Source organism: Bacillus sp. FSL K6-3149, assembly GCF_038630515.1.
Lineage (GTDB): Bacteria > Bacillota > Bacilli > Bacillales > Bacillaceae > Bacillus > Bacillus pumilus.
Window position 1 is genome coordinate 2,202,230 of the sequence record NZ_CP152034.1, and the last position, 26,669, is coordinate 2,228,898.

Annotated in this window: 29 protein-coding genes, 1 riboswitch and 1 other annotated feature; of the genes, 23 read left to right on the forward strand and 6 right to left on the reverse strand. The window is 43.4% G+C overall.

Annotated elements, in window-relative coordinates; translation table 11 throughout:
• The first annotated feature begins 40 nt into the window (after positions 1 to 40).
• A complete protein-coding gene (locus tag MHB83_RS11090; protein WP_137054742.1) occupies positions 41 to 997 on the forward strand; it encodes a sugar-binding transcriptional regulator in 957 nt (318 codons plus the stop codon).
• Positions 998 to 1,060: 63 nt separating this feature from the next.
• On the forward strand, positions 1,061 to 1,399 hold the full coding sequence (locus tag MHB83_RS11095; protein WP_034619978.1) for a bh protein: 339 nt from the start codon (positions 1,061 to 1,063) through the stop codon (positions 1,397 to 1,399).
• Here MHB83_RS11095 and MHB83_RS11100 read toward each other — a convergent pair whose 3' ends face one another.
• Entirely contained in the window at positions 1,400 to 2,725 is a 1,326-nt protein-coding gene (locus MHB83_RS11100) for an amino acid permease (protein WP_226805075.1), read from the reverse strand.
• A gap of 318 nt (positions 2,726 to 3,043) precedes the next feature.
• Here MHB83_RS11100 and MHB83_RS11105 point away from each other — a divergent pair, with 318 nt between their 5' ends.
• Positions 3,044 to 4,000 carry a ring-cleaving dioxygenase gene (locus MHB83_RS11105; protein ID WP_003212217.1) on the forward strand — a complete coding sequence of 319 codons (957 nt, stop codon included), beginning with the start codon at positions 3,044 to 3,046 and terminating at the stop codon, positions 3,998 to 4,000.
• Between the two features lie 136 nt (positions 4,001 to 4,136).
• Here MHB83_RS11105 and MHB83_RS11110 read toward each other — a convergent pair whose 3' ends face one another.
• Positions 4,137 to 5,441 (reverse strand): trypsin-like peptidase domain-containing protein, encoded by a 1,305-nt coding sequence (locus tag MHB83_RS11110; protein ID WP_137054739.1) that lies wholly within the window; start codon positions 5,439 to 5,441, stop codon positions 4,137 to 4,139.
• A 168-nt stretch (positions 5,442 to 5,609) separates the two neighbouring features.
• Between MHB83_RS11110 and proG the strand changes: the two genes are divergently transcribed.
• From proG to MHB83_RS11160, 10 genes are all read left to right on the forward strand, one after another.
• A complete protein-coding gene (proG, locus tag MHB83_RS11115) occupies positions 5,610 to 6,434 on the forward strand; it encodes a pyrroline-5-carboxylate reductase ProG (RefSeq protein WP_106032382.1) in 825 nt (274 codons plus the stop codon).
• A gap of 189 nt (positions 6,435 to 6,623) precedes the next feature.
• Positions 6,624 to 7,448 (forward strand): M55 family metallopeptidase, encoded by an 825-nt coding sequence (locus tag MHB83_RS11120; protein WP_342496327.1) that lies wholly within the window; start codon positions 6,624 to 6,626, stop codon positions 7,446 to 7,448.
• Between the two features lie 18 nt (positions 7,449 to 7,466).
• Complete coding sequence (locus MHB83_RS11125; protein WP_003211100.1) at positions 7,467 to 8,402, forward strand: ABC transporter permease; 936 nt, start codon at positions 7,467 to 7,469, stop codon at positions 8,400 to 8,402.
• Complete coding sequence (locus MHB83_RS11130; RefSeq protein WP_044138912.1) at positions 8,399 to 9,361, forward strand: ABC transporter permease; 963 nt, start codon at positions 8,399 to 8,401, stop codon at positions 9,359 to 9,361. Before MHB83_RS11125 ends, MHB83_RS11130 begins: the two co-directional genes overlap by 4 nt.
• A 7-nt stretch (positions 9,362 to 9,368) precedes the next feature.
• A complete protein-coding gene (locus tag MHB83_RS11135) occupies positions 9,369 to 10,379 on the forward strand; it encodes an ABC transporter ATP-binding protein (protein ID WP_106029837.1) in 1,011 nt (336 codons plus the stop codon).
• Positions 10,379 to 12,001: a peptide ABC transporter substrate-binding protein gene (locus MHB83_RS11140; protein WP_137054735.1), complete on the forward strand. Its 1,623-nt coding sequence runs from the start codon at positions 10,379 to 10,381 to the stop codon at positions 11,999 to 12,001. Before MHB83_RS11135 ends, MHB83_RS11140 begins: the two co-directional genes overlap by 1 nt.
• Positions 12,002 to 12,313: 312 nt before the next feature.
• Complete coding sequence (locus tag MHB83_RS11145) at positions 12,314 to 13,255, forward strand: LD-carboxypeptidase (RefSeq protein ID WP_339207035.1); 942 nt, start codon at positions 12,314 to 12,316, stop codon at positions 13,253 to 13,255.
• Complete coding sequence (locus tag MHB83_RS11150) at positions 13,252 to 14,331, forward strand: dipeptide epimerase (protein WP_050945200.1); 1,080 nt, start codon at positions 13,252 to 13,254, stop codon at positions 14,329 to 14,331. The genes MHB83_RS11145 and MHB83_RS11150 overlap by 4 nt, the downstream gene beginning before the upstream one ends.
• Positions 14,331 to 15,248, forward strand: coding sequence for an NlpC/P60 family protein (locus MHB83_RS11155; RefSeq protein ID WP_335343234.1), 918 nt, complete (start codon positions 14,331 to 14,333; stop codon positions 15,246 to 15,248). The genes MHB83_RS11150 and MHB83_RS11155 overlap by 1 nt, the downstream gene beginning before the upstream one ends.
• Positions 15,238 to 16,206, forward strand: a complete 969-nt coding sequence (locus MHB83_RS11160) for an oligopeptide/dipeptide ABC transporter ATP-binding protein (protein ID WP_003211497.1) — start codon at positions 15,238 to 15,240, stop codon at positions 16,204 to 16,206. Before MHB83_RS11155 ends, MHB83_RS11160 begins: the two co-directional genes overlap by 11 nt.
• A 39-nt stretch (positions 16,207 to 16,245) precedes the next feature.
• Here the strand turns inward: MHB83_RS11160 and MHB83_RS11165 are convergent, their stop codons facing one another.
• Positions 16,246 to 17,127 (reverse strand): dimethylarginine dimethylaminohydrolase family protein, encoded by an 882-nt coding sequence (locus MHB83_RS11165; protein ID WP_050945198.1) that lies wholly within the window; start codon positions 17,125 to 17,127, stop codon positions 16,246 to 16,248.
• Positions 17,128 to 17,306: 179 nt separating this feature from the next.
• On the opposite strand from MHB83_RS11165, the gene MHB83_RS11170 reads away from it, so the two are divergent.
• The 5 genes from MHB83_RS11170 (at position 17,307) to MHB83_RS11190 (ending at position 20,190) form a co-directional block, all read left to right on the forward strand.
• A complete protein-coding gene (locus MHB83_RS11170; RefSeq protein WP_034619972.1) occupies positions 17,307 to 17,828 on the forward strand; it encodes an acyl-CoA thioesterase in 522 nt (173 codons plus the stop codon).
• A gap of 114 nt (positions 17,829 to 17,942) precedes the next feature.
• On the forward strand, positions 17,943 to 18,269 hold the full coding sequence (locus MHB83_RS11175) for a PadR family transcriptional regulator (protein ID WP_012009682.1): 327 nt from the start codon (positions 17,943 to 17,945) through the stop codon (positions 18,267 to 18,269).
• A 4-nt stretch (positions 18,270 to 18,273) separates the two neighbouring features.
• Positions 18,274 to 19,026, forward strand: coding sequence for a hypothetical protein (locus MHB83_RS11180; RefSeq protein ID WP_309216547.1), 753 nt, complete (start codon positions 18,274 to 18,276; stop codon positions 19,024 to 19,026).
• Between the two features lie 112 nt (positions 19,027 to 19,138).
• Entirely contained in the window at positions 19,139 to 19,627 is a 489-nt protein-coding gene (locus MHB83_RS11185) for a small multi-drug export protein (protein WP_003211008.1), read from the forward strand.
• 17 nt (positions 19,628 to 19,644) lie between these two features.
• Positions 19,645 to 20,190 carry a GNAT family N-acetyltransferase gene (locus MHB83_RS11190; protein ID WP_137054731.1) on the forward strand — a complete coding sequence of 182 codons (546 nt, stop codon included), beginning with the start codon at positions 19,645 to 19,647 and terminating at the stop codon, positions 20,188 to 20,190.
• Positions 20,191 to 20,208: 18 nt separating this feature from the next.
• On the opposite strand, the gene MHB83_RS11195 is transcribed toward MHB83_RS11190, so the two are convergent.
• The gene (locus MHB83_RS11195) at positions 20,209 to 21,252 is read right to left on the reverse strand and encodes a trifunctional transcriptional activator/DNA repair protein Ada/methylated-DNA--[protein]-cysteine S-methyltransferase (RefSeq protein WP_137054730.1); all 1,044 of its coding nucleotides are present in this window, start codon (positions 21,250 to 21,252) and stop codon (positions 20,209 to 20,211) included.
• 174 nt (positions 21,253 to 21,426) lie between these two features.
• Entirely contained in the window at positions 21,427 to 21,561 is a 135-nt protein-coding gene (locus tag MHB83_RS11200) for a YrzI family small protein (RefSeq protein WP_003212325.1), read from the reverse strand.
• 220 nt (positions 21,562 to 21,781) lie between these two features.
• Positions 21,782 to 21,889: riboswitch (guanidine-I (ykkC/yxkD leader) on the forward strand.
• A gap of 66 nt (positions 21,890 to 21,955) precedes the next feature.
• On the opposite strand from MHB83_RS11200, the gene MHB83_RS11205 reads away from it, so the two are divergent.
• Positions 21,956 to 22,285 carry a multidrug efflux SMR transporter gene (locus MHB83_RS11205; protein ID WP_003211810.1) on the forward strand — a complete coding sequence of 110 codons (330 nt, stop codon included), beginning with the start codon at positions 21,956 to 21,958 and terminating at the stop codon, positions 22,283 to 22,285.
• Entirely contained in the window at positions 22,282 to 22,596 is a 315-nt protein-coding gene (locus MHB83_RS11210) for a multidrug efflux SMR transporter (RefSeq protein ID WP_003212530.1), read from the forward strand. Before MHB83_RS11205 ends, MHB83_RS11210 begins: the two co-directional genes overlap by 4 nt.
• Before the next feature lie 32 nt (positions 22,597 to 22,628).
• Here the strand turns inward: MHB83_RS11210 and MHB83_RS11215 are convergent, their stop codons facing one another.
• Positions 22,629 to 22,814 carry a hypothetical protein gene (locus MHB83_RS11215; protein ID WP_003211372.1) on the reverse strand — a complete coding sequence of 62 codons (186 nt, stop codon included), beginning with the start codon at positions 22,812 to 22,814 and terminating at the stop codon, positions 22,629 to 22,631.
• 162 nt (positions 22,815 to 22,976) lie between these two features.
• On the opposite strand from MHB83_RS11215, the gene purU reads away from it, so the two are divergent.
• The 3 genes from purU to MHB83_RS11230 all read left to right on the forward strand — a co-directional run bounded on the left by purU (position 22,977) and on the right by MHB83_RS11230 (position 26,554).
• Positions 22,977 to 23,879: a formyltetrahydrofolate deformylase gene (purU, locus tag MHB83_RS11220; protein ID WP_003212058.1), complete on the forward strand. Its 903-nt coding sequence runs from the start codon at positions 22,977 to 22,979 to the stop codon at positions 23,877 to 23,879.
• Between the two features lie 43 nt (positions 23,880 to 23,922).
• Positions 23,923 to 24,141: a binding site (T-box leader), on the forward strand.
• A 55-nt stretch (positions 24,142 to 24,196) separates the two neighbouring features.
• Positions 24,197 to 25,294: a glutamate 5-kinase gene (gene proB, locus MHB83_RS11225; protein WP_106029829.1), complete on the forward strand. Its 1,098-nt coding sequence runs from the start codon at positions 24,197 to 24,199 to the stop codon at positions 25,292 to 25,294.
• 12 nt (positions 25,295 to 25,306) lie between these two features.
• Positions 25,307 to 26,554: a glutamate-5-semialdehyde dehydrogenase gene (locus MHB83_RS11230; RefSeq protein ID WP_310427003.1), complete on the forward strand. Its 1,248-nt coding sequence runs from the start codon at positions 25,307 to 25,309 to the stop codon at positions 26,552 to 26,554.
• Positions 26,555 to 26,669: the final 115 nt, after the last annotated feature.

Consider the following 26,669-nt stretch of genomic DNA (forward strand, 5'->3'; position numbering starts at 1 on the left):
GTATACTGGGAATCATAGTATATTAAAAGGATGATGTCACATGCTGAATTGGGAAGAAAGACGACAGCTCGTCAAAGTTGCTCATCTTTATTATACAGACGGGTGGACGCAGCAGGAAATCGCAAAAAAGCTCAATGTCTCAAGACCAGTCATTTCAAAGCTCTTACAAAAAGCAAAAGATGTGGGAATCGTTGAGGTGTACATTAAAGATGAAAGTATTCATACGGTGGAACTGGAAAAACAGCTAGAAACAACTTTTCAATTAACAGATGCTGTCGTTGTCCCAAGCGTCGGGACAATGTCTGAGATGGTGAAGCGGGCAGTCGGTCAAGCAGGCGCCTATTATTTATCTAAAAACATGAAAGACGCGGAGAAAATCGGCATTTCATGGGGAACTACACTGTCTGAGCTTGTAAAGGAATACCCGTTCGAGCGAAGAAACGATGTGAAGATCATTCCATTAGAGGGCGGAATGGGCAGGCAGGCAGTCGACATTCATGCCAATCAGCTGGCATATGAGCTGGCAAAGAAAATGAATGGCACGTGCTCCTATTTATATGCCCCGGCGATTTTAGAAACAGAAGAATTAAAAGAGCGGCTCATGGCAATGCAGGATATAGAAGCTGTGCTTGAAGAAGGTAAAAATGTAGATATTGCCCTCATCGGTATTGGCAACCCGCATAAAGGTTCAACGTTAAAAACAGTTGGTTACTTAAAAGAAGAAGATTTATCTGGTTTAAGGCAATCAGGGGCTGTTGGTGATATTGGCTTTCGTTTCTTTGACGGTCAAGGCAAACCTGTCCAAGATGAACTGAACCAAAAGGTCATTGGTTTATCACTGGAGCAGTTAAAGAGCGTCAAAACGGTCATCGCTGTTGTAGAAGGAACCCATAAGGCTGAAAGTATTTTAGGGGCTTTAAATGGCGGCTTTATTCAAGTACTGGTGACAGACGAACTAACGGCCGCAGCCATTTTAAAGGAAGCTTCCGTCCAATAAACGGCGAGTAGCCATCGAATTGTATAAAAAGAGCAACATCAAACGAGAAAGGAGCTGTGTATCTTGAAGAAAACCGAAATGGAAGCGAACCTACATTGTACTCGGTGCCAAGAAGAGACCCTCCACAGCATCGTTTATGTGAATGATCAGATGAAAAGCGTTGAGTGTACAGAGTGTCATCAGAAGATCAGTGTGAAAGTCGACATCATGAAGGAATTTTACAAAGAAGTATACGAAAAAATTGCGACAAAGCCAAAGCGGATGACGCAGGAATATAAGGCGAATTTGAATGGATTTATCTCAAGACTCCCAATCCGCGTGCTTAGTAAGCCATACCGGCTCATGAGATATTTAAACGAATCATACAAAGTGATTAAGCAATATAAAAAAAAGCAGAGCTGATTAGCGCTCTGCTTTTTTGTGTGTTTTTTTCATATAATAATAAATAGGCAGTCCAGCAATCCCGATCAGCATAGAGATGAGACAGCTTTTCCAGTCGGTGATCATGGTGCTGATTAAGACGAATAAAGAACCGATAATCGCAACGATTGGTGTGAGCGGATAAAGTGGTACGCTATAAGCACGTTCGATTCCTTTGTTTTGTTTTCTCAGTTTAAAGACTGCGAAAAAGGCCATGACATAAAAGATGTAGATCATGAAGATCGAAACCTCTGACAGCTTTTCTGGATTGCTGACGACCATAAACACAATGGCGATCAAAATTTGTACAAATACAGCAATCCACGGTGTTTTAAATGTAGGGTGAATACGTGAGATCGCGTTTGCGAAAGGAATTTGCTTTCGCTCTGCCATCGCGAAAATCACACGTGGGAATGAAAGAACTTTTCCGTTCAAACAGCCAAAGATACTAATGATGATGCCGATACTAATGACCTTACCGCCGATTGGTCCAAAGAGCATTGTCGCAGCAGTACTTGTCGCATTTTCTCCAAGCTGTACGATTTGATCTGCTGGTAACACGTGCAAAAGAGCGACATTAATAAAGAGATAGCAAGCCGTGACGATTAAAATCCCGCCTGCCATTGCACGAGGAAGCAGCTTCTCTGGGTTTTTCATCTCACCGCCAAGTGCTGCAAGCAATATCCAGCCGTCATAGGCAAACAACGTAGCCAAGATCGCTGCACCGAAGTTCATTTGAGCGATGCTATCGTTGACAGCCATAAAAATATTTTCGTTTCCTTTCCATAAGCCAAACACAATAATAGCGGCAATCGGGACAAGCTTTCCGATGGTGGTCAGCCCTTGAACAAAGCCGCCGTATTTTGTTCCCATGATGTTAATTAAACATAAAAATAAAACAGTGATAATGCCAATTGTTGTCGACCATAAAGAAGATAGAGAAAATAAATTAGCTAACAATGAACCAAAATAAAGACCGAGCGCACCGATGATGGCAGGTCCGTAAATGATAATCTGCACCCAGCCGCATAAATAGCCCCAAAACTCACCATACACTTCTTCAAGGTAGGCATACAATCCGCCAGTCCGGGGGATTTGTGTACCAATTTCAGCAACAGTGAGTCCGCCTGCAAGGGTTAAAATGCCGCCTAGCAGCCAAGCGAATAATGCGATATCTGAGCTTCCTGAATAGGAAAGGACGTTGCCTGGCTTCATAAAGACGCCGGACCCGATAATCGTCCCGATGACAAGAGATAGGGCGAAAAATAAGCCGATGTCCTGTTTTAACGCTGGTTGTTCTTTGTTCATTACTCGCGACCTCCTGCATCACTTTCGTACGTTACTGTGACATGTATTTCGTTCATTGTAATACGATTTTAGGAAAACAAGAATTAAAAAAATTTTCTGATTTTCGTATTTGTATTTAAAAGTGTTTGTTTATTGGAGATATCAGGGTGAATGTTTCGTTAAAAACGAACAATAAAAGATTATTTTTGATTTAATGTTAATTTTATCGTTAGAAACCGAACATCTAGCCAAATGGTTGACTTTTCTTGAAAAATGACCTATTTTATTCATAAGGATATTATCTTGAATTCGAGATATTTAGAAAGAGGAGTGAACGTAATGAAAATCAATGGAATTCACCACGTATCTGCATTAACAGCCAATGCTCAAAAAAATGTTGATTTCTACCGCCAGATTCTTGGCTTAAAACTTGTAAAGAAAACGGTCAATCAGGATGACCCATCTATGTATCATTTATTTTATGGAGATGAGGTCGCTTCACCGGGAACGGAGCTCACATTCTTTGAAATTCCAATGCTCGCTCGTCGTTTGAAAGGAACAAACGCGATCACAAGCACAGGCCTTCTCGTTTCTTCTGAAGAAGCACTTTCATTTTGGGAAAAGCGTTTTGAAGAGACAGACGTACAGCAAGAAACGGCTTCCTTGAGAGGGGGCAGACCTGCCTTGCGCTTTCAAGACCCAGAAGGGCAGCAGCTATTTTTAACAGTAGAACCGAACGCACAAGAAGCAGGCTCACCGCCAGTGCATGATGATATTCCGGCAGAGTTTGCCATTAGAGGTTTGGGTCCAGTGGAATTAACTGTTGCAGAAGCGGACAAAACGATCCGTGTTTTAACAGACATCCTTGGCTTCACCGAAAGAGCGCGTGAACAATCAAATGATGGTGAGATCGTGACCATTTTTGAGTCAGGAAATGGCGGTGCTGGAACAGAAATTCATGTGATCGAAAAAACTGAAGGGCCTTCTGAGCGTTCCGGCAGAGGAAGTGTGCATCACGTAGCCTTTCGCGTGGAAGATGCAGAGGAACTGGAAAAATGGTATGACAAAATATCAAAAGCAGGCTTCACGAACTCTGGTGTTGTGGAACGTTTCTACTTTAAAGCCCTTTACTTTAGAGAACCGAATGGTATCTTATTTGAAATTTCAACAGACGGCCCTGGATTTACAGTCGACGAAGGAGTAGATGAGCTTGGCGATCAATTAGCCCTTCCGCCATTTCTAGAGCACAAACGAGCAGAAATAGAACAAAGATTAACGCCAATTCAGTCATCATAAAAAAGCAGCTCATGATGAGCTGCTCAGCGTATAGACAAACCCCCCGCATTCTTTGTCAGATCTGCAAAGGTTTTCTATCACGCTGAAAAGAAAAAAGGGCTAAAATCATCTTGATTTTAGCCCTTTTTCTTTTGCATTAGGAACTTACCTGCTTAGATTCAGTTTGTGTTAATGTCACCTTCTTCGTTTCTTCTTTTCCGTTTCGAATGAGTGTGATGTTTACGGTGTCTCCAACTTTCGTATTCGTGTATAGTTCATGACGTAATTCACTTCCGGTTTTGATTTGTTTCCCATTGATGGCGGTAATGACATCCTCAGACTTTAAGCCGGCTTTGGCGGCAGGTGAGCCTGCGGCGATTTCTTTGACGTATACGCCTTGATCAAGCTGACTATTTTTGAGACCGAGTGTTTCTTTCTGATACACATCCGGGACTTGTTCGAGATCCAGCATGCTGATGCCGATATATGGACGCTCAATCTTTCCTTTTGCGAGAAGCTGATCGGCGATTGGTTTGACATCATTGATTGGAAGCGCGAATCCAATGCCTTCAACACCTGTTTCAGAAATTTTCATACTCGTGATCCCCACAACCTTTCCATCTGTCGTAAGAAGCGGGCCGCCGCTGTTTCCTGGATTAATAGCTGCATCTGTTTGAATGACATTAATGTTGCTTTCACCTGAGGATGTGTTCATCGAGACTGTTCGGTCGACACCGCTGACAATTCCTTGTGTCACGGTTCTTGATAGATCTTCACCAAGCGGGTTTCCGATCGCGATGACGGTTTCCCCAGCACGCAGCGAGGAGGAATCGCCTAATGCCGCAACCTTCGTTACGTGACTGCTGCTAATTTCTACAACAGCTAGGTCAGTCAGCGGGTCAGCTCCAACCAGTTTACCTTTGGCGGTTTTGCCATCGTGTAAGGATACTGTGAGTTTATTTGCCCCTTCAATGACGTGGTTATTTGTTAAGACATAGGCTTTACTGCCGGATTTTTTGAAAATCACTCCTGACCCTGTACCTGTTTTTTCCTCTTGACTGCTTTTATTTTGCTGTGATTCATCAAAAGGCGTATTGAAATCGCCGAAGCTCGTGTCTGTTTGACTTTGCGCTTGGTAGTTTGTAATGCCGACAATGGCTGGTGATACATTTTCCACCATGCTGGAGATGCTGCTCGATGAATGTGATGTTTGGACGGCGGTTGTTTTTGACGAATTGGCACTTGTATCATTTGTCGATACCACTGCTGAATTATGTGCTGTGTTGTCTGATGCGTGCTGGGCATATGGCGAAAGGACGTACACACCTAACGCCAGCGTACCGCCTACAACACCGCTGACAAATGGCTTAAACCAGCCGTTTGGCTTCTTCTTTCGTTTTTGTGGCTGCTCCGTTGTTTGAAGTTCTTGAGAAGGTTGTTGTTCATTTTTGTGATGTGTCATTCAAATCACTCTCTTTCATTATTTTTTCATGTATGGGTTTAAGGGGTTTTACCTTTTGTTGTGGATACTGACTTGATCGTAAGAAAAAAGTGTGGGATAAAAATGAAAACATTGTGGGAAATTGTTAAAATAAGTAGTGAATCTAAGCAAAATAGAGGAGATTAAACTGTGAAGACAATTGGAATCATTGGATATGGAAGCATGGCTGATATGATGGTGCAAAAATGGCTGGAAAAAGAAGTGCTCGATGCCCATCAAATCATGATCCACACAAGAAGTGAAACGGACCGCCTGCTTCAACTTAAAGACAAGCATCAAGAAATAAACATCTGCTCATTAGAGGAACTTTCTGCGTCATGTGATGTACTTTTTATCTGCGTGCCGCCGCTTGCTGTACTTGATGTACTCGATCAACTGTCTTCAGCAGCCAAATCGGTGCATATTGTGTCAGTAGCCGCGGCTGTGACGTTAGACAAGTTATCAAAGCATACGACTCAACCAATATCCAGATACATCCCAACGCTCACGTCAGCTGTTGGAACGGGCGTTTCCCTCGTTGCGCATGGTGAAACTGCTGGAGAGGAAGAAAAGGCGCGTTTGCACCGCCTGCTTTCAGCTTTTAGCATCGTACGTGAAGTTGAAGAAGACAAGTTCGATGCGGCGAGTAACTTGACGAGCTCATCTCCTGGTTTTATCGCTGCTCTTTTTGAAGAAATGGCGAGAGCTGCTGTGAGAAATAGTGAGCTTTCTTTAGAGGAAGCGTATGAATTTTTAACGTATGCCCTTTTAGGCACAGGTCAAGTCCTTGTAGAACGGGGCCTCACCTTTGCTGAAACCGTCGATAGAGTGGCGACAAAAGGGGGCATTACAGGAGAAGGCGCCGAGGTTATTCAAAAGCAGGCACCTCAGATGTTTGATGATCTATTTACACAAACGATGAAGAAATATGAACAGCTGAAATCACAGATTAACGAAGCAGACAAACACCACTAAAGACATAGTTAGTGGTGTTTTATTTGTTAAAAAAATCCTTTGTCGTACAGTCTTTTGATCTATAATATCTGAGTCTAATTTCCTTATTTTCAGACATTGTATTGAAAAATCGATCAAGTAATCATATAATTTTTTAGAAAATTTAGAAAAATATACACAAATTTTAAGTTTAATTTAAGGGGGATGGGAATGAAGCTCTATGTATCTGTCGATATGGAGGGGATTACTGGTCTAGCTGATCATACATTTGTCGATGCCCGTCAGCACAATTATGAACGGGGCAGAAAGATCATGACGAGTGAAGTGAATACCTGTGTGGAGGCACTTCTTCAGCATGGCGCAACCAATATTTTGGTCAATGACAGTCATTCTAAAATGAATAATTTGTTGATTGAAGAATTGCATGAAGAAGCATCTCTTATATCTGGTGACGTCAAGCCTTATTCAATGGTTCAAGGGTTAGATCAAACCTATGATGCTGCTGTTTTTTTAGGCTATCATGCGAGGGCGTCCATGAAAGGTGTGATGTCCCACAGTATGATTTTTGGTGTTAGACATTTTTACATAAATGATCATCCAATTGGTGAAATGGGCTTTAATGCGTATGTTGCAGGCTACTATGGTGTGCCGGTGATTCTTGTTTGCGGAGACGATCAAGCAGCTCTTGAAGCAGAGAAGCTGATGCCTGGTGTGAAAACAGTGGCAGTGAAAGAGACCATATCAAGATCTGCTGTGAAATGTCTCACTCCTGCCAAAGTCAACCAACAAATCTCACAGCAAGTGGAAGCCGCAATGAAACAGATTCATCACATCAAGCCGCTGACGCCTCCTGATCAGCCGCTGCTGAAGATTGAGTTTGCCAATTATGGACAAGCTGAATGGGCGAATTTAATGCCTGGTACTGCCATTATTGAAGGGACAACAACGGTGACGTATCAAGCAGAGAATATATTAGAAGCCTACCAAGCGATGCTTGTCATGACAGAGCTTGCCGCACGTACAACATTTTGTTAAGCGAGGGGGAGACGGCAGATGACCAGCTTTTTGCTCAAGCGTTTTATTGCGATGATTGCCACGATTTTAACGATTACGACGTTAACGTTTATTTTAATGAAGGTCATCCCAGGATCGCCCTTCAATGAAGAACGAAATACAAACGAAACCGTCCAGCGAAACCTCGAAAGCTACTATCACTTAGACGAACCACTGTATGTTCAATATGTCATCTATTTAAAATCCATCGTTACCTTTGATTTTGGTCCTTCCATTAAAAAGCCTTCTGAAAGTGTCAATGATCTATTGGCGAGAGGCTTCCCAGTCTCATTAGAACTTGGTCTTATCTCAATATTGATTGCTGTCATCTCCGGCATCCTGCTAGGGGTCATGGCTGCCCTCCGGCACAATGGCTTGATTGATTATATCGCCATGACCATTGCTGTTTTCGGTATATCCATTCCAAACTTTATCTTTGCTACCTTATTAATTCAGCAGCTTGCTGTGAATTTGAAGCTCTTTCCTACAGCGATGTGGACAAGTCCGATGCATATGGTGCTGCCAACCATTGCTCTTGCCGTTAGTCCGATGGCCATTATTGCCCGGTTAACAAGATCGAGCATGATTGAAGTGCTGTCTCAGGACTATATTCGCACTGCTAAAGCAAAAGGACTTTCTCCCTTTAAAATTGTGTTTAAACATGCACTTCGAAATGCGCTTTTGCCTGTTGTGACCATTCTTGGCACACTTGTCGCAAGCATTTTAACAGGAAGTTTTGTCATTGAAAAAATATTTGCGATTCCTGGCATGGGAAAATACTTTGTCGAGAGTATTAACAACCGTGATTATCCTGTCATCATGGGAACCACTGTTTTTTACAGCATCATTTTAATCACACTTCTTTTCATTGTCGATGTGGCGTATCGCCTGCTTGATCCAAGGATTCAGCTGCATCAGAAAGGAGGAAAGGCATGAGTATACATTTGCAGCAGGATCAACCGAATCCGCATCATGAAGTGCCGGACGAATGGTTTTCTCCGAGAGAGCAAAAGAAAACGGAGGCCCATGCCATTAAAAGACCCTCTCTTTCGTATTGGGCAGACACATGGAGGCGACTGAAGCAAAATAAGCTTGCGATGTTTAGTCTATCGGTATTGATTTTTCTTTTTATCATGGCACTATTAGGCCCATTGCTTGCACCTAATAGCGTGACAGAGCAGCGTCTTTCGATGCAAAATCTGCCGCCATCCGCTGCTCACTGGTTCGGAACGGATGAGCTTGGACGAGATGTGTTCACGCGTACATGGTACGGGGCGCGTATTTCTTTATTTGTAGGCGTCATGGCAGCCCTGATTGATTTTGCCATCGGCGTGATCTATGGAGGCATTGCCGGTTATAAGGGCGGGAGATATGACCATGTCATGATGCGAATCGTCGAGGTGCTCTACGGTCTTCCTTATTTACTTGTTGTCATTTTATTGATGGTTCTGATGGGGCCAGGGCTCGTCACCATTATTGTAGCGCTCACTGTCACCGGATGGATTGGAATGGCAAGAATCGTGAGAGGTCAAGTTCTTCAGCTGAAAAGCCAGGAATATGTCCTTGCCTCAAAAACCTTTGGTGCAAAGAGCCTTCGTATCATTCGCCGCAACCTGCTGCCGAATACGATGGGGCCGATTATCGTTCAGATGACCTTAACTGTACCAACCGCGATATTTGCAGAAGCGTTCCTAAGCTTTCTTGGTTTAGGCATTCAAGCACCGTTTGCAAGCTGGGGCGTGATGGCAAATGATGCGCTGCCGACAGTGCTGTCAGATAACGGGCATTGGTGGCGTTTATTTTTCCCTGCGTTTTTTATTTCGCTCACGATGTTTTGCTTTAACAATTTAGGTGATGGCTTGCAAGATGCGCTTGATCCGAAGATGAAGAGGTGATGGCGCTTTGAAAAAAGTTCTACAAATCATCGATCTGCACGTCAGCTTTCGGACATATGGCGGCTCAGTTCGAGCGGTACGCGGGGTGAATGTGGATGTATATGAAAAAGAAACCCTTGCCATTGTAGGAGAGTCAGGCTGCGGGAAAAGTGTGACTTCACAAAGCATTATGAGGCTGCTGCCAGCTTACAGCGCTCATGTTGATCGGGGAGAAATCTGGTTTGAAGACCGAAATTTGCTGTCATTATCTGAAAAAGAAATGCGCGCCATACGAGGTGTCGATATTTCGATGATCTTCCAAGATCCAATGACCGCACTGAACCCAACCTTGACAATCGGCGATCAGCTCATGGAGGCGGCAAAGGAGCATCAAAAGCTGACGAAAAAAGAAGTGAAAGAAGCCGCCATTCGGATGCTTGATTTGGTCGGCATTCCGCAGCCGAAGGAAAGGTTAAAGCAATATCCTCACCAGTTCAGCGGGGGAATGAGGCAGCGGCTCATGATTGCCATGGCACTAATTTGTGAGCCCAAAGTGCTGATTGCTGATGAACCGACGACCGCACTGGATGTGACCATACAGGCACAAATATTAGAGCTGTTTAAAGAGATTCAGAGAAAAACAGGGGTCACCATTATTTTAATCACACATGATTTAGGGGTCGTCGCCCAAGTCGCAGACCGGGTAGCCGTCATGTACGGAGGGAAAATGGTGGAGGTCGGAACGAGGCGAGATATTTTTTACAGTCCGCAGCATCCCTATACAAAAGGACTTCTGCAATCCGTTCCAAGACTTGATATGAAAGATGAACTCATTCCAATTGAAGGAAGCCCGCCTGATTTATTTGCTCCGCCAAAGGGCTGTCCGTATACAGATCGCTGCCCGTCCGCCATGAAGGTGTGTGATCATATCATGCCGCACGAAACGCAGCGGTCACCTACCCACACAGTGCATTGCTGGCTCCAAGATGAGCGAGCGAATCAAACCGTTTTATCTTCAACACAAAGGGGGAGTTTTTGATGAGAAAAAAGGGATGGATCATCAGTATATGTTTGTTCACGATCATGCTGCTCGCAGGATGTACAGCCAATGAGCAAGCAGGGAAAGGATCATCAAGCAATCAGGGTGAAAAGAAAGTATTAACCTTAAATAACGAAAATGAACCGACGTCGTTTGATCCGCCGATTGGTTTTAATAATGTATCGTGGCAAGGGCTCAATAACTTAATGGAGGGATTAACAAGACTGAATGAAAAGCACGAACCATCTCCTGCAATGGCGGAAAAATGGGAGATATCAGAGGATGGAAAAACGTACACGTTCCATTTAAGAGATGGCATCAAGTGGTCAAATGGTGATCCAGTGAAAGCGAGTGACTTTGAATATGCGTGGAAGCGGCTGCTTGATCCGAAAACAGGCTCATCTGCATCGTTCCTAGCCTACATGATTGAAGGCGGAGAGGCATTTAACAGCGGAAAAGGAAACAAAGAAGACGTGAAAGTCAGCGCTGTAAATGACAAAACGCTTAAGGTCACACTGGCATATCCGCAGAAATCGTTCTTAAATATGACCGCAAACCCTGCTTTTTTTCCTGTCAATGAACAGGTAGCTAAGAAGGACCCAAACTGGGCAAAAGACGCCAAAACCTTTGTCGGAAATGGACCGTTCAAGCTGACAGAGTGGAAGCATGATGAGAGCTTCACAATGGAAAAAAGTGAGACGTATTGGGACAAAAAAACAGTCAAGCTGGATCAAGTGAAGTGGCTGATGATCAGTGATCGAAACACAGACTATCAAATGTATCAATCAGGAGATTTAGATACTGCCTTTGTCCCAGCAGAGCAAAGTGAAAACCTGCTGAAAAATAAAGATGTACAAATTGAAGACCAGGCTGGATTGTTCTTTTATCGTCTGAATGTGAACATGGAACCTTTTCAAAATAAGAACATCCGCAAAGCTTTTCAAATGGCGATCAACCCGCAAGATATCGTGGATTATGTAACGAAAAATGAAGAGAAGCCAGCACGTGCCTTCGTCTCGCCAGGCATTCTTGATTCAAAGGGTGAGGATTTCAGAAAAGCTGGCGGTGATCTTGTGAAGAATGATAAGAGTGAAGCTGCGAAGTTATTAGAAAAAGGGCTGAAAGAAGAGAACTATTCAAAACTGCCAGCCGTCACATTGACATACAGTACAAAGCCTGAGAACAAGAAAAAAGCTGAAGCCATCCAGCAGCAGCTGAAAGAAGCGCTAGGTGTAGATGTGAAGCTTGCAAACATGGAAGCCAATGTGTTTGCAGAAGATCAAAAGGCGCTCAAATTCCAATTCTCACAAAGTTCATTTTTAGCAGACTATGCAGATCCAATCAATTTCCTAGAGAGCTTTCAAACAGGGAATGCCATGAACCGGACTGGATGGTCAAACGATACCTATGATCAGCTGATCAAAAAGGCGAGCCAGGAAGCAGACGAGCAAAAGAGAAATAACATTCTTCATGATGCAGAGGCACTTCTCATTGAAGAAGCACCGATCATTCCGATTCATTTTTATAACCAAGTTCATTTACAAAAAGAAGGCGTGAAGGGGATTGTCCGTCACCCTGTTGGGTATATCGATTTGAAATGGGCACAAGTAGATGGAGAGTAATATTAGGATCAAAAGACGCTTTTAGATAAAAGCGTCTCAGCGTGTAGACAAACCCTCGCATTCGTTGTCAGTCCTGCGCGCTGGTGCTCACGAATGACAAATTCGCTCCGCGCCAGTGCTCGTCCTTCCTAGACTGCAAAGGTTTTCTATCACGCTGAAAAGAAGACAAAGGGCTAAAATAAACATCATTTTAGCCCTTTGTCAACAATCTAAGACGCTTTTAGATAAAAGCGTCTGTTCCTTTATATTCGTTCATGTTATGAAGCAGAAACCCATAGATTGAAAGAAACAAAGAGAAAGAGGGGATATGGCATGAGCCAGCTGCCAGTGGCACTTCAAACAGGGGATACGGTGGGGGTTATTGCACCAGCAAGCCCGCCTGATGAGCTGAAATTAGCAAAAGGGATTGCCTTTTTAGAAAGCCTCGGGCTAAAGGTGAAAAAAGGGAAGTATTTGGGCCGCCGGTATGGGTATTTAGCAGGTCATGATCATGAAAGAGTGGAGGATCTCCATCGCATGTTTCAAGATCCAGAAGTAAAGGCGGTTATTTGTGCTTGCGGAGGATACGGGACTGGAAGACTTGCGGAAGTCATTGACTATGACCTCATTCGCCGGAATCCAAAAATCTTTTGGGGCTATAGTGATATTACGTTTTTACATACGGCCATCCAGCAGCAGACGGGTCTTGTGACGTTTCATGGGCCAATGCTTTCCTCTGATGTGGGACTTGAGGAGGTCCATCCTTATACGAAAGATACCTTTTTACAGCTGTTCGCACCGAAAGCCTTTACGTATGCGCACCACTTGTCACCCCTTCATACTTTCTATCCGGGCACCGCTTCAGGTGAGATTGCAGGAGGAAATCTTGCCCTCATCGTGACAACACTTGGTACGCCTTTTGAAATCGATACGAAGGGAAAGCTTTTGTTCATTGAAGATATTGACGAAGAACCCTATAAAATCGATCGAATGATGCAGCACCTCACATCTGCTGGAAAATTGGATGATGCGGCTGGATTCATCATTGGAGATTTTCATCAATGTGAGCCAAAAAAGAAAGATCAGTCCCTCACATTGAATCAAGTATGGGACACCTATATTGTCCCGCAAAAGAAACCTGCACTTGGGGGCTTCCGGATCGGTCATTCTTCGCCAAACTTTGCCATTCCAATGGGCACGCAGGCTGCATTAGATGCGACAGGAAAAAAACTGCACATTTCTCCAGGCGTTGCAGCGAAAGAGGTGATCAAATGAAAATCGTTGATGTTCGTACATTCAGAATGAGTGTACCGCTAAAAAAACCTTTCAAAACCGCTTTACGAACGGTGTATGACGCAGCATCTCTGATCGTTATCATCACATATGATCAAGGTGACGTCAGCTACGGAGAGGCAGTCCCGACAACAGTGATTACAGGTGAAACGCTGGAAAGCATCGACTATGCCATCTGCGAAGTGATCAGACCGAGTTTGCTTGGAGCTTCCTTGTCAGAATATGAACAAATTTTTTCTCATATGAACCGGGTGCTCGCTTGCAACACAAGCGCAAAGGCAGCGGTTGACATGGCCATTTATGATGGCTTAGCGAAGCAGGCAGGACTTCCGCTTTATCAATACCTTGGCGGATATCGCAGTCAGCTTGAAACTGATTATACGGTCAGTGTAAACCGTCCGCTTGAGATGGCGGAAGATGCGAAGCAATACGCAGCTGAAGGCTTTCAGACATTAAAGATCAAGGTAGGAAAAGATGATATAGATACGGATATTCAGCGTATCAAGCGAATTCGAGAAAAGATCGGGCCGGATATTCAGATTAGACTCGATGCGAACCAGGGCTGGACGTGGAAGGAAGCGGTCGTAGCCATTCGGAAAATGGAGCCACTGAATATCGAACTAGTCGAGCAACCAGTGCCAAAAGAAGATATCGAAGGCCTACGCCGTGTGACGGAGGCAACAGATACACTGATAATGGCAGACGAAAGTATTTTTAGTTTTCATGATGCGATCAAGGTGCTTGAAACGAGAAGCTGTGATTTAATCAATTTAAAATTAATGAAATCAGGCGGCATAAAAGAAGCCCTAAAAATCAATGCACTGGCAGAAGCATACGGCGTAAAGTGCATGATTGGCAGCATGATTGAGTCAAAACTTGGCATTACAGCAGCCGCTCATCTCGCCGCCAGCCAGCCAAATATCACCCGCTATGATTTTGATGCCCCGCTCATGCTAAAAGAGGACATGGTGGACGGAGGAATCGTGTACAAAGGAAAAGATATCTTTTTCCCGCCGCATCATGGGTTAGGCATTCAAGGAGTGAAAGGAGTCTCATGATGATATTTGAATCAAAGGTTGCAGTTGCGAACGTATGGACAGCGCCGCAGTCACCGAGAGAAATCGATCAAAAGGTACTTCAGAGCTCCTTCAAATTCAAAGAGTGGATTGACAAGCAAACATATGAAGAAAAACTGGCTTTATGTGAAGAAAATCTGATCCAGTCGCAAGTACTGCTCGGTGAACGAGTCATTGGCTTAGAAGAAACAGACGGCTGGATGAAAGTCGTTATTCCGCAGCAGGCCAGCCGGAAACACCCACAAGGCTATCCTGGCTATATACCTGCAAACCAACTAAAGCAAGTGACAGAAGGAAGTGCACCAACTATATCTCATATCGTTTGTCAGAAAAAAGCCATGCTCTATCGAAACGGGCAAGCGGACATGGAAATTAGTTTTTTAACAGAGCTCGCAGCTGTAGAAGAAACGAGTGATCGCTTTCGTGTTGTCACACCAGCAGGGACGAGAGAAATCAATAAAACAGATGTGCAGCCAGTTTCATCCATTTTTTCTATGGCCGGCAAAGATGTTGTAGACAAGGGAAAACAATTTATTGGTCTTTCGTATTTATGGGGCGGCATGAGCAGCTTTGGCTATGACTGTTCGGGCTTTGCTTACAGCATGTATAAAGCGTGCGGATATCTTTTGCCGAGGGATGCAAGTGACCAAGCAGTGCAAGGAACACCGGTCGCATCAAGCCATTTAGAACAAGGCGACTTATTGTTTTTCGCCAATGACAACGGAAAGGGAGCAGTCCGCCATGTTGGGATCTACGCAGGTGACGGTATGATGCTTCATTCACCTAAAACCGGCAGAGAAATTGAACTTCTTTCCCTTGCTGGCACTTCATATGAAAAAGAATGGGCAGGTGCAAGACGGTATTTGCCAAGCGAGAGGAGGAAAGGTCATGGCAGTTGAACCACTTTTACAAGTAAACAATCTCAAAAAACATTTTCATCTATCGAAAGGAAGAACGCTAAAAGCGCTAGACGGTGTCTCCTTTCAGCTGAAACAAGGCGAAACATTTGGCCTTGTTGGCGAGTCCGGCTGCGGGAAATCCACACTTGGAAAAGTGCTTATGCGCCTTTATGAACCGACAGATGGAGAAGCTTTGTATGAAGGGAAAAGCCTTCATCACCTTTCACAAAAAGAATCCTTTGATTTTAATCGGCAAATTCAAATGGTGTTTCAAGATCCGTATTCCTCCTTAAATCCGCGGCTATCTGTAAAAGATATTATGCTGGAGCCAATGGAGATTCATAACCTTTATGGGAGTCAAAAGAAAAGGGTTGCCCGGGTGAAAGAACTACTGGAAGCTGTTGGACTTAGCTATGACTTTGCCACGCGCTATCCTCATGAATTCAGCGGAGGGCAGAGGCAGAGAATCGGTATTGCAAGAGCACTCGCCTTAGCGCCGAAATTTATTGTGGCAGATGAACCAATTTCTGCACTAGATGTCTCCGTTCAAGCGCAGGTCGTGAATTTGCTGAAGAAACTGCAAAAGGAGGAAGGGCTGACATTTCTCTTTATTGCGCATGACTTGTCGATGGTCAAATATATTAGCGACCGAATCGGTGTCATGTATTTAGGTCATCTTGTCGAATTGACTAGCAGTGATACGTTATATCAAACACCGCTGCACCCCTATACACAAGCATTGCTGTCAGCGATCCCGATTCCAGATCCTGACGTGGAGGACAAGCGCAAAAGGTTCATTTTAAAGGGAGAAATTCCAAGTCCAGTGAACCCGCCAAGCGGCTGTGTATTTCGAACAAGGTGTCCTGCAGCGATGGATGTGTGTGCTGAAAAAAAGCCAACATTACAAGCAGTAGAAGAAGGGCATGATGTCGCCTGTCATTTATACGATCGGACATAAAAATAGGCAGAAAAAAAGCCAGCAAGTAGACAAACTGTTCTACACGCTGGCTTTTTTAGTGAACGAACGCCTAATCGGCAATGTGCAGCATCTAAAAGAGCCGCCAGATTTAATGATTTCTGAAAAATCCACTTCAATGACAGTGTAGCCGTGAGCGGTTAATGCAGCATTTGTTTCTTGATTGATGGGCAAACTGATCACTTTTTTCTGTCCAATGGATAAAACGTTTGGGCCGAGTGTGAATTGCTCTTGTTCGCTTATTTCAATTAGATGATAATGCATGTTGAGCAGGTGAAGATCCTCTTTTTTGAACGCTTCTGGATAAATCAATATCTCATCATGAGAGAGAATATTCATCACACAATCGAGATGCAAAATGTGAGGAGGAAGATGAATGGGAATGATGTCATGATCCGGCAGTTCTTTTTTAAGCTCATGAATAGCGGCTGGATTTGTTCTTTTGCTCGTTCCGACAAATACGCGTCTTTGATCCACAAGCACATCGCCGCCTTCAATCGTTCCATTTGTCAGGGTAACAGTCTTCAACCCATTTCCCTGTGCCCACTCTTTTAACAATTGTTCTTCTCCTTGCCTAACTGGAGCGGCCATGCTTGAAACAAAGAGTGTATGTCCAATCGTAAACCCAATATCCCGGGTAAACACTTGTTCAGGAAAGCGGTCATTTGCAGGAAGCATAATGGGGCGTACTTGATGGTCTTTTAGGGTTTGGATCAATTGCTTATGCTGAGTAATGGCTTTCATTTGAGAAATATTTTCTCTTGCAAAATGTTTTTGGGTTTCGTTGATGATCTGTTTGATTTCCATATAGATGGGACTGCATAAAAGGACTTCTTGTAAATCGTCATATTCACTCATGCATTGCGGCATTTTGTGTATTTGTTCTGCTCTCATAGAATCCATCAAATGGCCTCCTTGTTTGTTCATAGTTCTATTATTCCTCGTTCTAGTCATAGTTGAAACATTTCCGAAAGAAAATCTCTCACAGGAGACTAAAGCAAAATGTTTAGACAAACCTAAAAGAATAGTGTTTAATAAAAGTCGTTCCGCATTCACGAAAACAGCAAGAAGGAGCTATGATGATGAGTGAAGAAAATTTTAAATACTGCAAGGAATCAAAAGTTGTCAAAACCAGCAGGGTATTCCCTCTCGATACGAATAATCACCAAACCTTATTTGGTGGAAAATTAATGAGTTATATAGATGACATTGCCTCCATCTCGGCAGCAAGGCACAGCCGATGTGAAACGGTCACGGCATCAATGGATTCAGTTGATTTTTTAGAGCCGATTGGACAAAAGGAGTCGGTATGTTTAGAGTCCTATGTCACATGGGTGGGTACGTCTTCTATGGAAGTGTTCGTCAAGGTCATCAAAGAAAACTTGATGTCTGGAGAGCGCAGACTCGCAGCGACTTCATTTCTTACCTTTGTGTCGTTAGATGACAATGGGAAGCCTAAGAAAGTCCCACAAGTCATGCCGGAAACAGAGGAAGAAATCATGTTGCATCAAACCGCAAAACAGCGGGCTGAAGAAAGAAAAAGCCGCCGAAAGCATAGCAAGGCACTGGCTGACGCACTTGGGACAGATAAACCATGGGCGTAAAAATCACCCTTTAAGCGGTGATTTTTTTCTAGAACGGTATCTTGCATGGCAAGATAGTGTGTGGTAAGATGATGCTATCTTGTGATGCAAGGTACTGGAATCGGAGGAACAAAGATGACAACATCCACACAAATGCTAAAAGGAATTTTAGAAGGCTGCCTGCTGTCGATTATTTCAGAGGGTGAGATTTATGGATATGAAATGACGAAGAAGCTCGCTCATTATGGATTTGATCAAATTAGTGAAGGCAGTATCTACCCGATTCTGCTGCGTATGCAAAAGGAACAGCTTGTGACCACTGTCACAAAAGCATCAGCAAGCGGGCCGAAAAGGAAATACTATACGCTCACACAAGCTGGAGAACAAGCGCTCACAGAGTTTATTACCCGCTGGAGTGAGCTTTCAAAAAATGTGAACTGTTTACTACAAAAAGGGAAGTGAGATTATGGTATCAAAAGAAACAAGACACATCCTACTAGAGCTGAAACTCTATCTCATATCAAAGGGGAAAAATCAGGACGAAATTGATGAGCTAATGGATGAGCTAACGACACATGCGGTTGAGGCTGAAAAAGATGGCAAAACAGGGGAGGCTGTGTTTGGCGGAGATCCGAGGGGCTATGCTGATGAACTCGCAAAAGAGCTGTCAGGAAACCATAAAGACTGGGTTCCTTTCGTCAGTGCCTTCTTAATTGGTTCACTCTTTTATATGATTTTATCAGATGCGATCAGTCAAAGCTTATCCTATTCTTGGTATGCGTTAATTGGCTATCCGCTCGTTTTAGTAGCCAATGTCATCATGATTATTGTGATGTTTAGAGCGTCTGCCTTTCAGACAGGCGGCCGGGCATTTCTTTATTTTTGGATCTTAGGAATCTTTCAACTGACTTCAATGGTCACAATCAAACTATTGGATCAAAAGCTCGGCACACCATTACTTGTGCTGACCTCAGGTCAAAGATGGGGCGTCATCCTGCTTATGCTGTTATGTATCATTGTCTTTAATGCAATCTTAAAGGCGAATGTCGTTTCATTGATACCGGTTATCTTCTTCGGACCGCAGCTCATATTCGAATGGCTTGGCTGGACATCACCAAGCGTGCTTCTCATGCAAAGTCTACTATCGGTTGTGATCGTAATAGGGCTTATGCTCATGGTCTTACGCCGAGCGAACAAGAAAAATGAAAACACGATGTAAAAAATAGAGCACATCCATCCGGTGTGCTTTTCTTTTTCTAAAAAAATGTAGAAATGGTAGCGTATTTTTCATTACAATGGGAAGAGGACAAAAATGAAAAGGGGTTCTATGCTTGGATATTTTATGGGGATATGTACTTGTTTTTGTATTGGCTGCTTTGCCTTTTTTTGAAGTGGTTGGTGTTGTTCCACTGGCCATCTTAGGTGGACTGCATCCTGTGACAACGGCTGTAATCGGATTCATCGGCAACTTTCTCACAGTCTTGCTCCTCATTGTTTTCGTAGACCGCTTCAAAGCATGGCGGTTGAGGAGAAAAGAGGACAAAAGTGATGAAAAAGGAGAAAAAAAGCAACTGCGAGCCAGAAAAATTTGGGAACGATATGGTCTCCCGGGATTAGCGCTTATTGGTCCTTTTATCATCGGCAGTCATCTAGCGGCATTTATGTGCATGAGCTTCGGGACGAAGAGAAAGCAAGTTGCGGTGTGGATGACAGTCAGTTTAATGATGTGGACGGCGCTAGCAGCTAGTTTAACCGGTGCGGGAATCCATTACTTTGCCCCAGATTCAAATGGATTGTTCGGTGATATTTTTAATCAGTAAGTGAGGGGGGATCATAAATGAAACTTCAAACACGCACAGTGCTTGAAACAGAGCGCCTTAGACTGAGAACGATGAATGAACATGATGCATCATTTTTATATGACATGTTGTTCCAAGATGAAGAAGTAATGAAGTATTATCCTTCTTTGAAGGATGAGCAGCAGACGAAAGAGTGGATTGCATGGAATCAAAAGAATGACCGTATGTATCATACTTCTCTCTGGATCATTGAAGACAAAGAAACGAATGAACCACTTGGACAAAGCGGGATTGTTCTGCAAAACATTGAAGGACAAACAGAACTTGAAATCGGCTACATGCTAAAAAAAGCAGCGTGGGGAAATGGCTATGCTGCTGAAGCCGCAAAAGGCTGTCTCACCTATGGTTTTGAAGAAATGAAGGTCAGACGAATGGTGAGCTTAATCCGCCCAGACAATGAAGCATCGGTAAAGGTCGCTTTAAAAATGGGCATGAAAAAAGAAAAAACCATTTCAAAATGGGACCAAATCATTGATGTATACAGCATCACCCGCAACGAAGAAAACGGCTCGCTTACAAAATAAGCAGAGCCGTTTTTTATTTTATATCCGCTGTTCTAGCTGAAGTAAATATTTCTTACGTTCAACCCCGCCGCCGTAGCCGCCAAGCTCACCACTTGTTTGAATGACGCGGTGGCATGGAATGATGATCGCCAATTGATTGGCACCATTTGCATTCCCTACCGCCCGGACCAAATGCGGATCGCCCAGCATCACAGCAAGATCTCGGTATGAACTTGTTTCGCCTGATGGAATGCGTGTGAGCAGGTCCCACACCTTCATTTGAAAAGGGGTACCATGCATGGAAAGTGGTACGGTAAACTGCGTCAGTTTTTTCTCGAAATATAAGGTCAATTCCTTTACCAATTGTTGGTGGATGTTTGTTTCCCCAACTAAAATACGCGCATGATGCTTTTTTCTCATGTTCTCAATTTCCTTTTCTAGTCCCCGCCTGTCCATAAATTCCAGTAAATACACATGCGCGGCATCTGTCACGCTGATCATCCGTCCAATCGGTGTGGAAATAAAATTGGCATGGAGAATCTTGGTTTGCGTCTTTTTAGGGGGATTTCCCATGATTTTCGTAAAGGCATCATTGAAGGCACTCGAAGAATCATAGCCCAAGGCGACCTGCTGATCAATCACTTTTTTTCCATTCATAATTTCTTTAAAGGCAAGCCCCATTCGGCGTGATCTCGCATATTGAACAAAGGTCATGCCGTAGATTTCTTTGAATTTCCGCCGGGCCGTTGCAGAGTGAATCCCTAACTCGCGAAAGTCCTCTTCTTTCCAGCGTTTTTCAGGATGTGTTTCAACTGCTGAAACGAGTGTTTTGACTTCTTCTGGAATGCTGTTTGGATAGGTTAATGGAGTGCAGCGCTTGCACGGACGATACCCTGCTAGCAGTGCTTCCTCTGCTGTAAAGAAAAACTCACAGTTCTCATATTTTGGTTTTCTAGCGGTACATGTGGCATGGCAAAAGATACCGGTCGTCTTAATGCCGGCGAAGAATGTGCCGTCATATTGCGGATTCTTGTCAACCAGTGCTTGATAAAATTCATGTTTCTGTTCGTCGGTTATCATCATACGATCCACCTCTTGGTTTCATTATTTGGGCCGATACAACGGATGATCTATAAATGCAGCATCCTAAAGTTGAACGTTCATCACATCAATCTGAGTTCATTATACCAGCGATATGATCGTTCCTTTAACGTCTGAGCGTGTCTAACTTGGTCCTTCTTCCATATTTTTTCTGTTTTAGTTCATATACTTTAGTTGTTTCTGTTTCATTTCTTCATAAAATGTTTCAACTTCTTGTTCGTAAAGAACGGTCTCCATGTCCTTGTATTTACGCTTGATCGTCAATGTAATAAAAAATAAATGGATTGTCATATACGTTCATTTCCCTTCGGTTAGCAGCACGCAAATATCCCGCAGATCTTCTTTATCAGTTGATCTGTTTCTAACACTTAGTATACGCCGGTCCGAAATCATTTCTTTCGAAAAATGAACAAGTATATTTGAAGAGGGAGAGCAAACTGGTAGACCGGCATATTGGGGTGTGATAAGATTTTTAATACAGAATCTGCTCTAAGTCAGGTCTGTTTATCATGAATTGGTTTTCTAGGGTTCCGTGCGCTGGCGCAGTCTGGACCGAGAGAAAACACATAGGGTCTTAGAAGAGGCCATATGGACACGGAGGGATAAAAGCCCGGGAGATTTGATCAAACGATCGATTTCCAGGCTTTTTTTGTTGGTTGGAATCGTTCAGAAAGGAGAAGATCAGATGAAATGGGGAAATGTCTTTATTGCGGCCATCTTTGAAGTCGGCTGGGTGATGGGGCTGAAATATGCCCACTCGCTCATAGAATGGGGCGCAACCATCGTTTGTATTATCGTGAGTTTTTATTTACTCCTGAAAGCAACAAGTGTACTCCCAGTTGGCACACTTTATGCCGTTTTTACCGGGCTTGGGACAGCAGGAACCGTCGTCATAGGCATGGTGCTTGGTGAGCCGGTTCAGCTTGTCAAACTGCTTTTGATTGTCATGCTTTTGTGCGGTGTATTAGGACTGAAGCTGACAACAGGTGAAAAGAAGGGAGAGGCTGAATCATGAGCTGGCTTTTACTTATTGGAGCAGGCATCTTAGAAATGTTTTGTGTGACCATGATGAACCAATTCCAAAAAGACAAGCATGTCAAATGGATTTTATTCATTGCGGCTGGCTTTTCGATGTCCTTTCTGATGCTGTCTCTTGCGATGAACACGATTCCGATGGGAACGGCGTACGCCATTTGGACTGGAATCGGAGCTGCTGGAGGCGCCATCGTCGGTATGCTGTTTTACGGAGAATCGAAAGACGCAAAACGTATTTTCTTCATCGCACTGATTTTATCTGCGGCAGTAGGATTGAAAATCATTGAATAAGAAAAGGCTGGCAGATAGATGCCAGCCTTTTGTTACATCGAATGATGATTGGAATCGTTTTCATTTTTGCGGTAAAGCTGGCTCACAAGCAGAAAACACACACCAAATGTGAGAAAAGGAATGAGTCTTTCACCGGCTATAAAAAGGGAAATACCTGTGATCAGACAAATGATGCCGAGCCAAAAGCTCACTTTTCCAAACAAAGTCATACTTTTCATCTCCATCACTCCTTTTATGATAAAAGGTCTATTCACATTATATCACGATAGGTGCAGAATTGAATGAATATTCAATGAAAAATAGGGCTCTACATTGCTTTTTCTCTTTCCAGTCCAGTATAATATTTCATTAGAATGAAAACGTAAATGAGGTCATGATACATGAGAACTTTGATAACAGAGAAACTTGAATTACACAGACAAAAGCATGAGCAAAAAGGAAGATTGCTTGTCAGCTGCCCGGATCAGCCTGGAATTGTATCAGCTGTCTCTTCCTTTTTATTTGAGCACGGAGCAAATATCATTGAATCCAGCCAATACACAACAGATCATGAAAGCGGCCGGTTCTTTTTAAGAATTGAATTTGATTGGAAAGACATCTCGGCAAATATGGATCAGCTGAAGCAGCAGTTTGAACCAATTGCAGCATCTTTTCAAATGACGTGGAGCATGTCGCGTGCAAGTGAGCTGAAAAAGCTGGCAATCTTTGTGTCAAAAGAGCTTCATTGTTTACATGAGCTGCTATGGGAATGGCAAAGCGGCAATTTGATGGCTGAAATTGCGGTCGTCATCAGCAATCATGAAACGGCAAAAGATACAGTAGAAGCGCTTGGAATTCCGTTCCATTTTGTGAAGGCGAACAAAGACATTCGCAAAGAAGCGGAAAAACAGCAGCTCACATTATTAGAAGAGTATGATATTGATGCCATTGTGCTTGCTAGATACATGCAAATTTTAACGCCTGGATTTATAGAACAACACCCGAACAAAATCATTAATATTCATCATTCCTTCCTGCCAGCGTTTATCGGTGCGAATCCATATAAGCGTGCATATGAGCGAGGAGTCAAATTAATTGGCGCAACCTCTCATTATGTGACCAATGATTTAGACGAAGGACCGATCATTGAACAGGATATTGAGCGTGTAGATCACAGGGATGATGCGGAAGCTTTAAAAAATATTGGCCGAACAATTGAGCGGAGTGTGCTTGCACGTGCCGTCAAATGGCATCTAGAAGATCGAATTATTGTGCATGAGAATAAAACGATTGTATTTAATTGACCGCTTGACTTTTCCTTAGCAATTGGTGATAATATAAAAAAATTAACGAGCGTTGAAAAGGAATAGTAAGCAGGAACTGATGCGTAAAGAGAGCAAATGACATGCTGAAACATTTGCCGCAGACAGCTGCTGAACCTGCCCTTTGAGCCTTAGAGGAAAAATCTAAGCGCGTGCCTGGCGTTACAGGAGTTGAGTGGAATAAGCTAGAAGTATGCTTATTCAATGAAGGTGGTACCACGGAAAATCCCTTTTCGTCCTTTACATAAGGAGAAAAAGGGATTTTTTTGTGCCTAAAGGTATAGCGGAGGGAATCAATAATGAAAAAGCAAAGGATCGTCATCAAAATTGGCAGCAGTTCATTAACAGAGCAAAAAGGAGCCATTGATGAACAAAAAATGCAGGATCATGTGAAAGCGATAGCAAAGCTGAAAGAGGCTGGGCATGAAATTATTTTAATTTCATCAGGAGCCGTGGCAGCAGGGTTTGGCAGCTTAGGGTATCCATCAAGACCTGTGACCTTAAAGGGAAAACAGGCAGCAGCAGCCGTTGGTCAGGGCTTATTAATGCAGAAATATACAGAACTATTTTCACAGTTTCACATGACACCTGCACAAATGCTTTTAACCCGTAATGACTTTTCAGATCGAACAAGATATCGAAATGCTTACGCAACGATGATGGAGCTGCTAGAAAGAAAAATTTTACCGATCATTAATGAAAATGATTCTGTCTCCATTGAGGAGCTTACCTTTGGTGATAATGACATGCTGTCAGCTCTTGTCAGTGGATTAATTCATGCAGACCAATTGATCATCTTAACAGACATTAACGGTATTTATAATGCAAATCCAAATGAGCATCCTGAGGCGAAGCGTTTTGATGTACTAACACACATTTCAGAAGAATTGTTTTCATATGCGAAGAGCACAGGCTCAAAAGTGGGAACAGGCGGGATGAAATCAAAGCTGTCTGCTGCACAAACGGCACTTTCACTAGGCGTGAAAGTCTTCATTGGTACAGGTACTGGTGAGGATAAGCTGCTTCATATTCTAGCGGGTCAAGGAGACGGAACGTATATCGGAGAACAGGACTTATCAGCTGTTAACAACCGCCGTCAATGGATTCAATTCCATTCACCCGTTTCTGGGAAAATTATGATAGATGCAGGAGCGGAAGCGGCGATTTTGCATCATGGCAGAAGTCTTCTTCCAGCTGGCGTCATTGATGTCGCTGGTGACTTTTCTAAAGGAGAGGTCGTTGAAGTGGTCGGGCCGAATGGACTAGTAGGTAAAGGACAAACCTTGTACGCATCCGATGAGCTTCGCGGTATTAAAGGAATGCGAAGTGATGAGCTTTCAAATGAGAAGCCTGAAGTCATACACAGAGATCACTGGGTACAGCATGTACAAAACTGAGGAGGGAATACGATGAATGAAGTTCTTGAAAAAGCAAAAAAAGCAAGTGTAGCCAAAGATCAGCTGCTCCTAAAAACGACGGAGCAAAAAAATGCAGCTTTACATGCCATCGCAACGGCACTTAAAGCATCTTCCGCTTATTTACTCGACGAGAATAAAAAGGATGTGCAGGCTGCAGAGGAAAAGCAGTTCACGCCTTCTGTTATTGACCGGATTAGACTCACGGAGGAGAGAATTGAAGCCATCGCAGACGCGACCCTTCAACTCATTCACCTAAAAGACCCAATTGGTGAAACATTAGAAACCATTCAAAAAGAAAACGGTCTGTACATCGAAAAGGTGCGTGTGCCTCTTGGAACGGTTGGAATGATTTATGAAGCAAGACCAAACGTGACTGTAGATGCTGCCACCCTTTGTTTGAAAACTGGGAATGCTGTTATTCTTCGCGGGAGCTCCTCTGCCATCCATAGTAATAAAGCGATTGTGAAGGTGATCCATGAAGCGCTTCACACAACGGATATTCCAGTAGACAGTGTGCAATTGATTGAAGATACAGGCCGTGAAACGGCGAAAACGCTGTTCACTTTAAATGAATATCTGGATGTCCTTATTCCGCGCGGCGGGAAAAATTTAATTGATCTTGTTGTGAGAGAGTCTACCGTGCCAGTGCTTGAGACAGGTGCAGGGAACTGTCATATCTACATTGATGAAACAGCGAAAAACGAAATGGCTGAGCAGATTGTGCTGAATGCTAAAACCCAAAGGCCGTCTGTTTGCAACGCGATCGAGAGCATTGTCATTCATGAAGCATGGGCAAAAACATATGGCGCTTCGTTATTTGAAGCTCTTCATGCAAATGGGGTAGAGATACGGGGCGATGAAGCTGTATGTGCTCTTGCGCCAAGTGCTTCATTAGCGACCACAGAGGACTATGAAACAGAGTTTTTAGCGCCGATTGTCAGTATTAAAATCGTAGCCAATATAGAAGAAGCGATTCAGCATATACAAACGTATAGCTCCAAGCACTCTGAAGCGATCATTACGGAAAATGATCAAAATGCGTCACTGTTCTTAACAGCTGTCGACGCTGCCGCTGTCTATCATAATGCCTCTACTCGGTTCACAGATGGCTTTGAATTTGGCTACGGAGCAGAAATAGGTATTAGCACACAAAAACTGCATGCAAGAGGACCTATGGGTCTGCCTGCCTTAACCTCTGAAAAGTTTGTCATTCGCGGTCAAGGACAAATAAGAGAATAACGAATTCAAAAGAGAGTCTTGTGACAAAAGGACTCTCTTTTTCCTTTCGTTTTTGTATTTCTTCGGTCAAGTATGATAAAATATGGTAATGTTTTATATTTTGAGAAGATTGGAG

Excerpts from the sequence above, each read along its gene's own strand:
- MHB83_RS11215 (WP_003211372.1), bottom strand. The coding sequence starts at position 22,814 with ATGAAAAGTATGACTTTGTTTGGAAAAGTGAGCTTTTGGCTCGGCATC.
- MHB83_RS11155 (WP_335343234.1), top strand. The coding sequence starts at position 14,331 with ATGATATTTGAATCAAAGGTTGCAGTTGCGAACGTATGGACAGCGCCG.
- MHB83_RS11170 (WP_034619972.1), top strand. The coding sequence starts at position 17,307 with ATGAGTGAAGAAAATTTTAAATACTGCAAGGAATCAAAAGTTGTCAAA.
- MHB83_RS11180 (WP_309216547.1), top strand. The coding sequence starts at position 18,274 with ATGGTATCAAAAGAAACAAGACACATCCTACTAGAGCTGAAACTCTAT.
- MHB83_RS11195 (WP_137054730.1), bottom strand. The coding sequence starts at position 21,252 with ATGATGATAACCGACGAACAGAAACATGAATTTTATCAAGCACTGGTT.
- MHB83_RS11165 (WP_050945198.1), bottom strand. The coding sequence starts at position 17,127 with ATGGATTCTATGAGAGCAGAACAAATACACAAAATGCCGCAATGCATG.
- MHB83_RS11125 (WP_003211100.1), top strand. The coding sequence starts at position 7,467 with ATGACCAGCTTTTTGCTCAAGCGTTTTATTGCGATGATTGCCACGATT.
- MHB83_RS11100 (WP_226805075.1), bottom strand. The coding sequence starts at position 2,725 with ATGAACAAAGAACAACCAGCGTTAAAACAGGACATCGGCTTATTTTTC.
- MHB83_RS11210 (WP_003212530.1), top strand. The coding sequence starts at position 22,282 with ATGAGCTGGCTTTTACTTATTGGAGCAGGCATCTTAGAAATGTTTTGT.
- purU (WP_003212058.1), top strand. The coding sequence starts at position 22,977 with ATGAGAACTTTGATAACAGAGAAACTTGAATTACACAGACAAAAGCAT.
- MHB83_RS11160 (WP_003211497.1), top strand. The coding sequence starts at position 15,238 with ATGGCAGTTGAACCACTTTTACAAGTAAACAATCTCAAAAAACATTTT.
- MHB83_RS11175 (WP_012009682.1), top strand. The coding sequence starts at position 17,943 with ATGACAACATCCACACAAATGCTAAAAGGAATTTTAGAAGGCTGCCTG.
- MHB83_RS11200 (WP_003212325.1), bottom strand. The coding sequence starts at position 21,561 with ATGACAATCCATTTATTTTTTATTACATTGACGATCAAGCGTAAATAC.
- MHB83_RS11120 (WP_342496327.1), top strand. The coding sequence starts at position 6,624 with ATGAAGCTCTATGTATCTGTCGATATGGAGGGGATTACTGGTCTAGCT.
- MHB83_RS11130 (WP_044138912.1), top strand. The coding sequence starts at position 8,399 with ATGAGTATACATTTGCAGCAGGATCAACCGAATCCGCATCATGAAGTG.
- MHB83_RS11090 (WP_137054742.1), top strand. The coding sequence starts at position 41 with ATGCTGAATTGGGAAGAAAGACGACAGCTCGTCAAAGTTGCTCATCTT.
- MHB83_RS11230 (WP_310427003.1), top strand. The coding sequence starts at position 25,307 with ATGAATGAAGTTCTTGAAAAAGCAAAAAAAGCAAGTGTAGCCAAAGAT.
- MHB83_RS11110 (WP_137054739.1), bottom strand. The coding sequence starts at position 5,441 with ATGACACATCACAAAAATGAACAACAACCTTCTCAAGAACTTCAAACA.
- proB (WP_106029829.1), top strand. The coding sequence starts at position 24,197 with ATGAAAAAGCAAAGGATCGTCATCAAAATTGGCAGCAGTTCATTAACA.
- MHB83_RS11105 (WP_003212217.1), top strand. The coding sequence starts at position 3,044 with ATGAAAATCAATGGAATTCACCACGTATCTGCATTAACAGCCAATGCT.
- MHB83_RS11190 (WP_137054731.1), top strand. The coding sequence starts at position 19,645 with ATGAAACTTCAAACACGCACAGTGCTTGAAACAGAGCGCCTTAGACTG.
- MHB83_RS11205 (WP_003211810.1), top strand. The coding sequence starts at position 21,956 with ATGAAATGGGGAAATGTCTTTATTGCGGCCATCTTTGAAGTCGGCTGG.
- MHB83_RS11140 (WP_137054735.1), top strand. The coding sequence starts at position 10,379 with ATGAGAAAAAAGGGATGGATCATCAGTATATGTTTGTTCACGATCATG.
- MHB83_RS11145 (WP_339207035.1), top strand. The coding sequence starts at position 12,314 with ATGAGCCAGCTGCCAGTGGCACTTCAAACAGGGGATACGGTGGGGGTT.
- MHB83_RS11150 (WP_050945200.1), top strand. The coding sequence starts at position 13,252 with ATGAAAATCGTTGATGTTCGTACATTCAGAATGAGTGTACCGCTAAAA.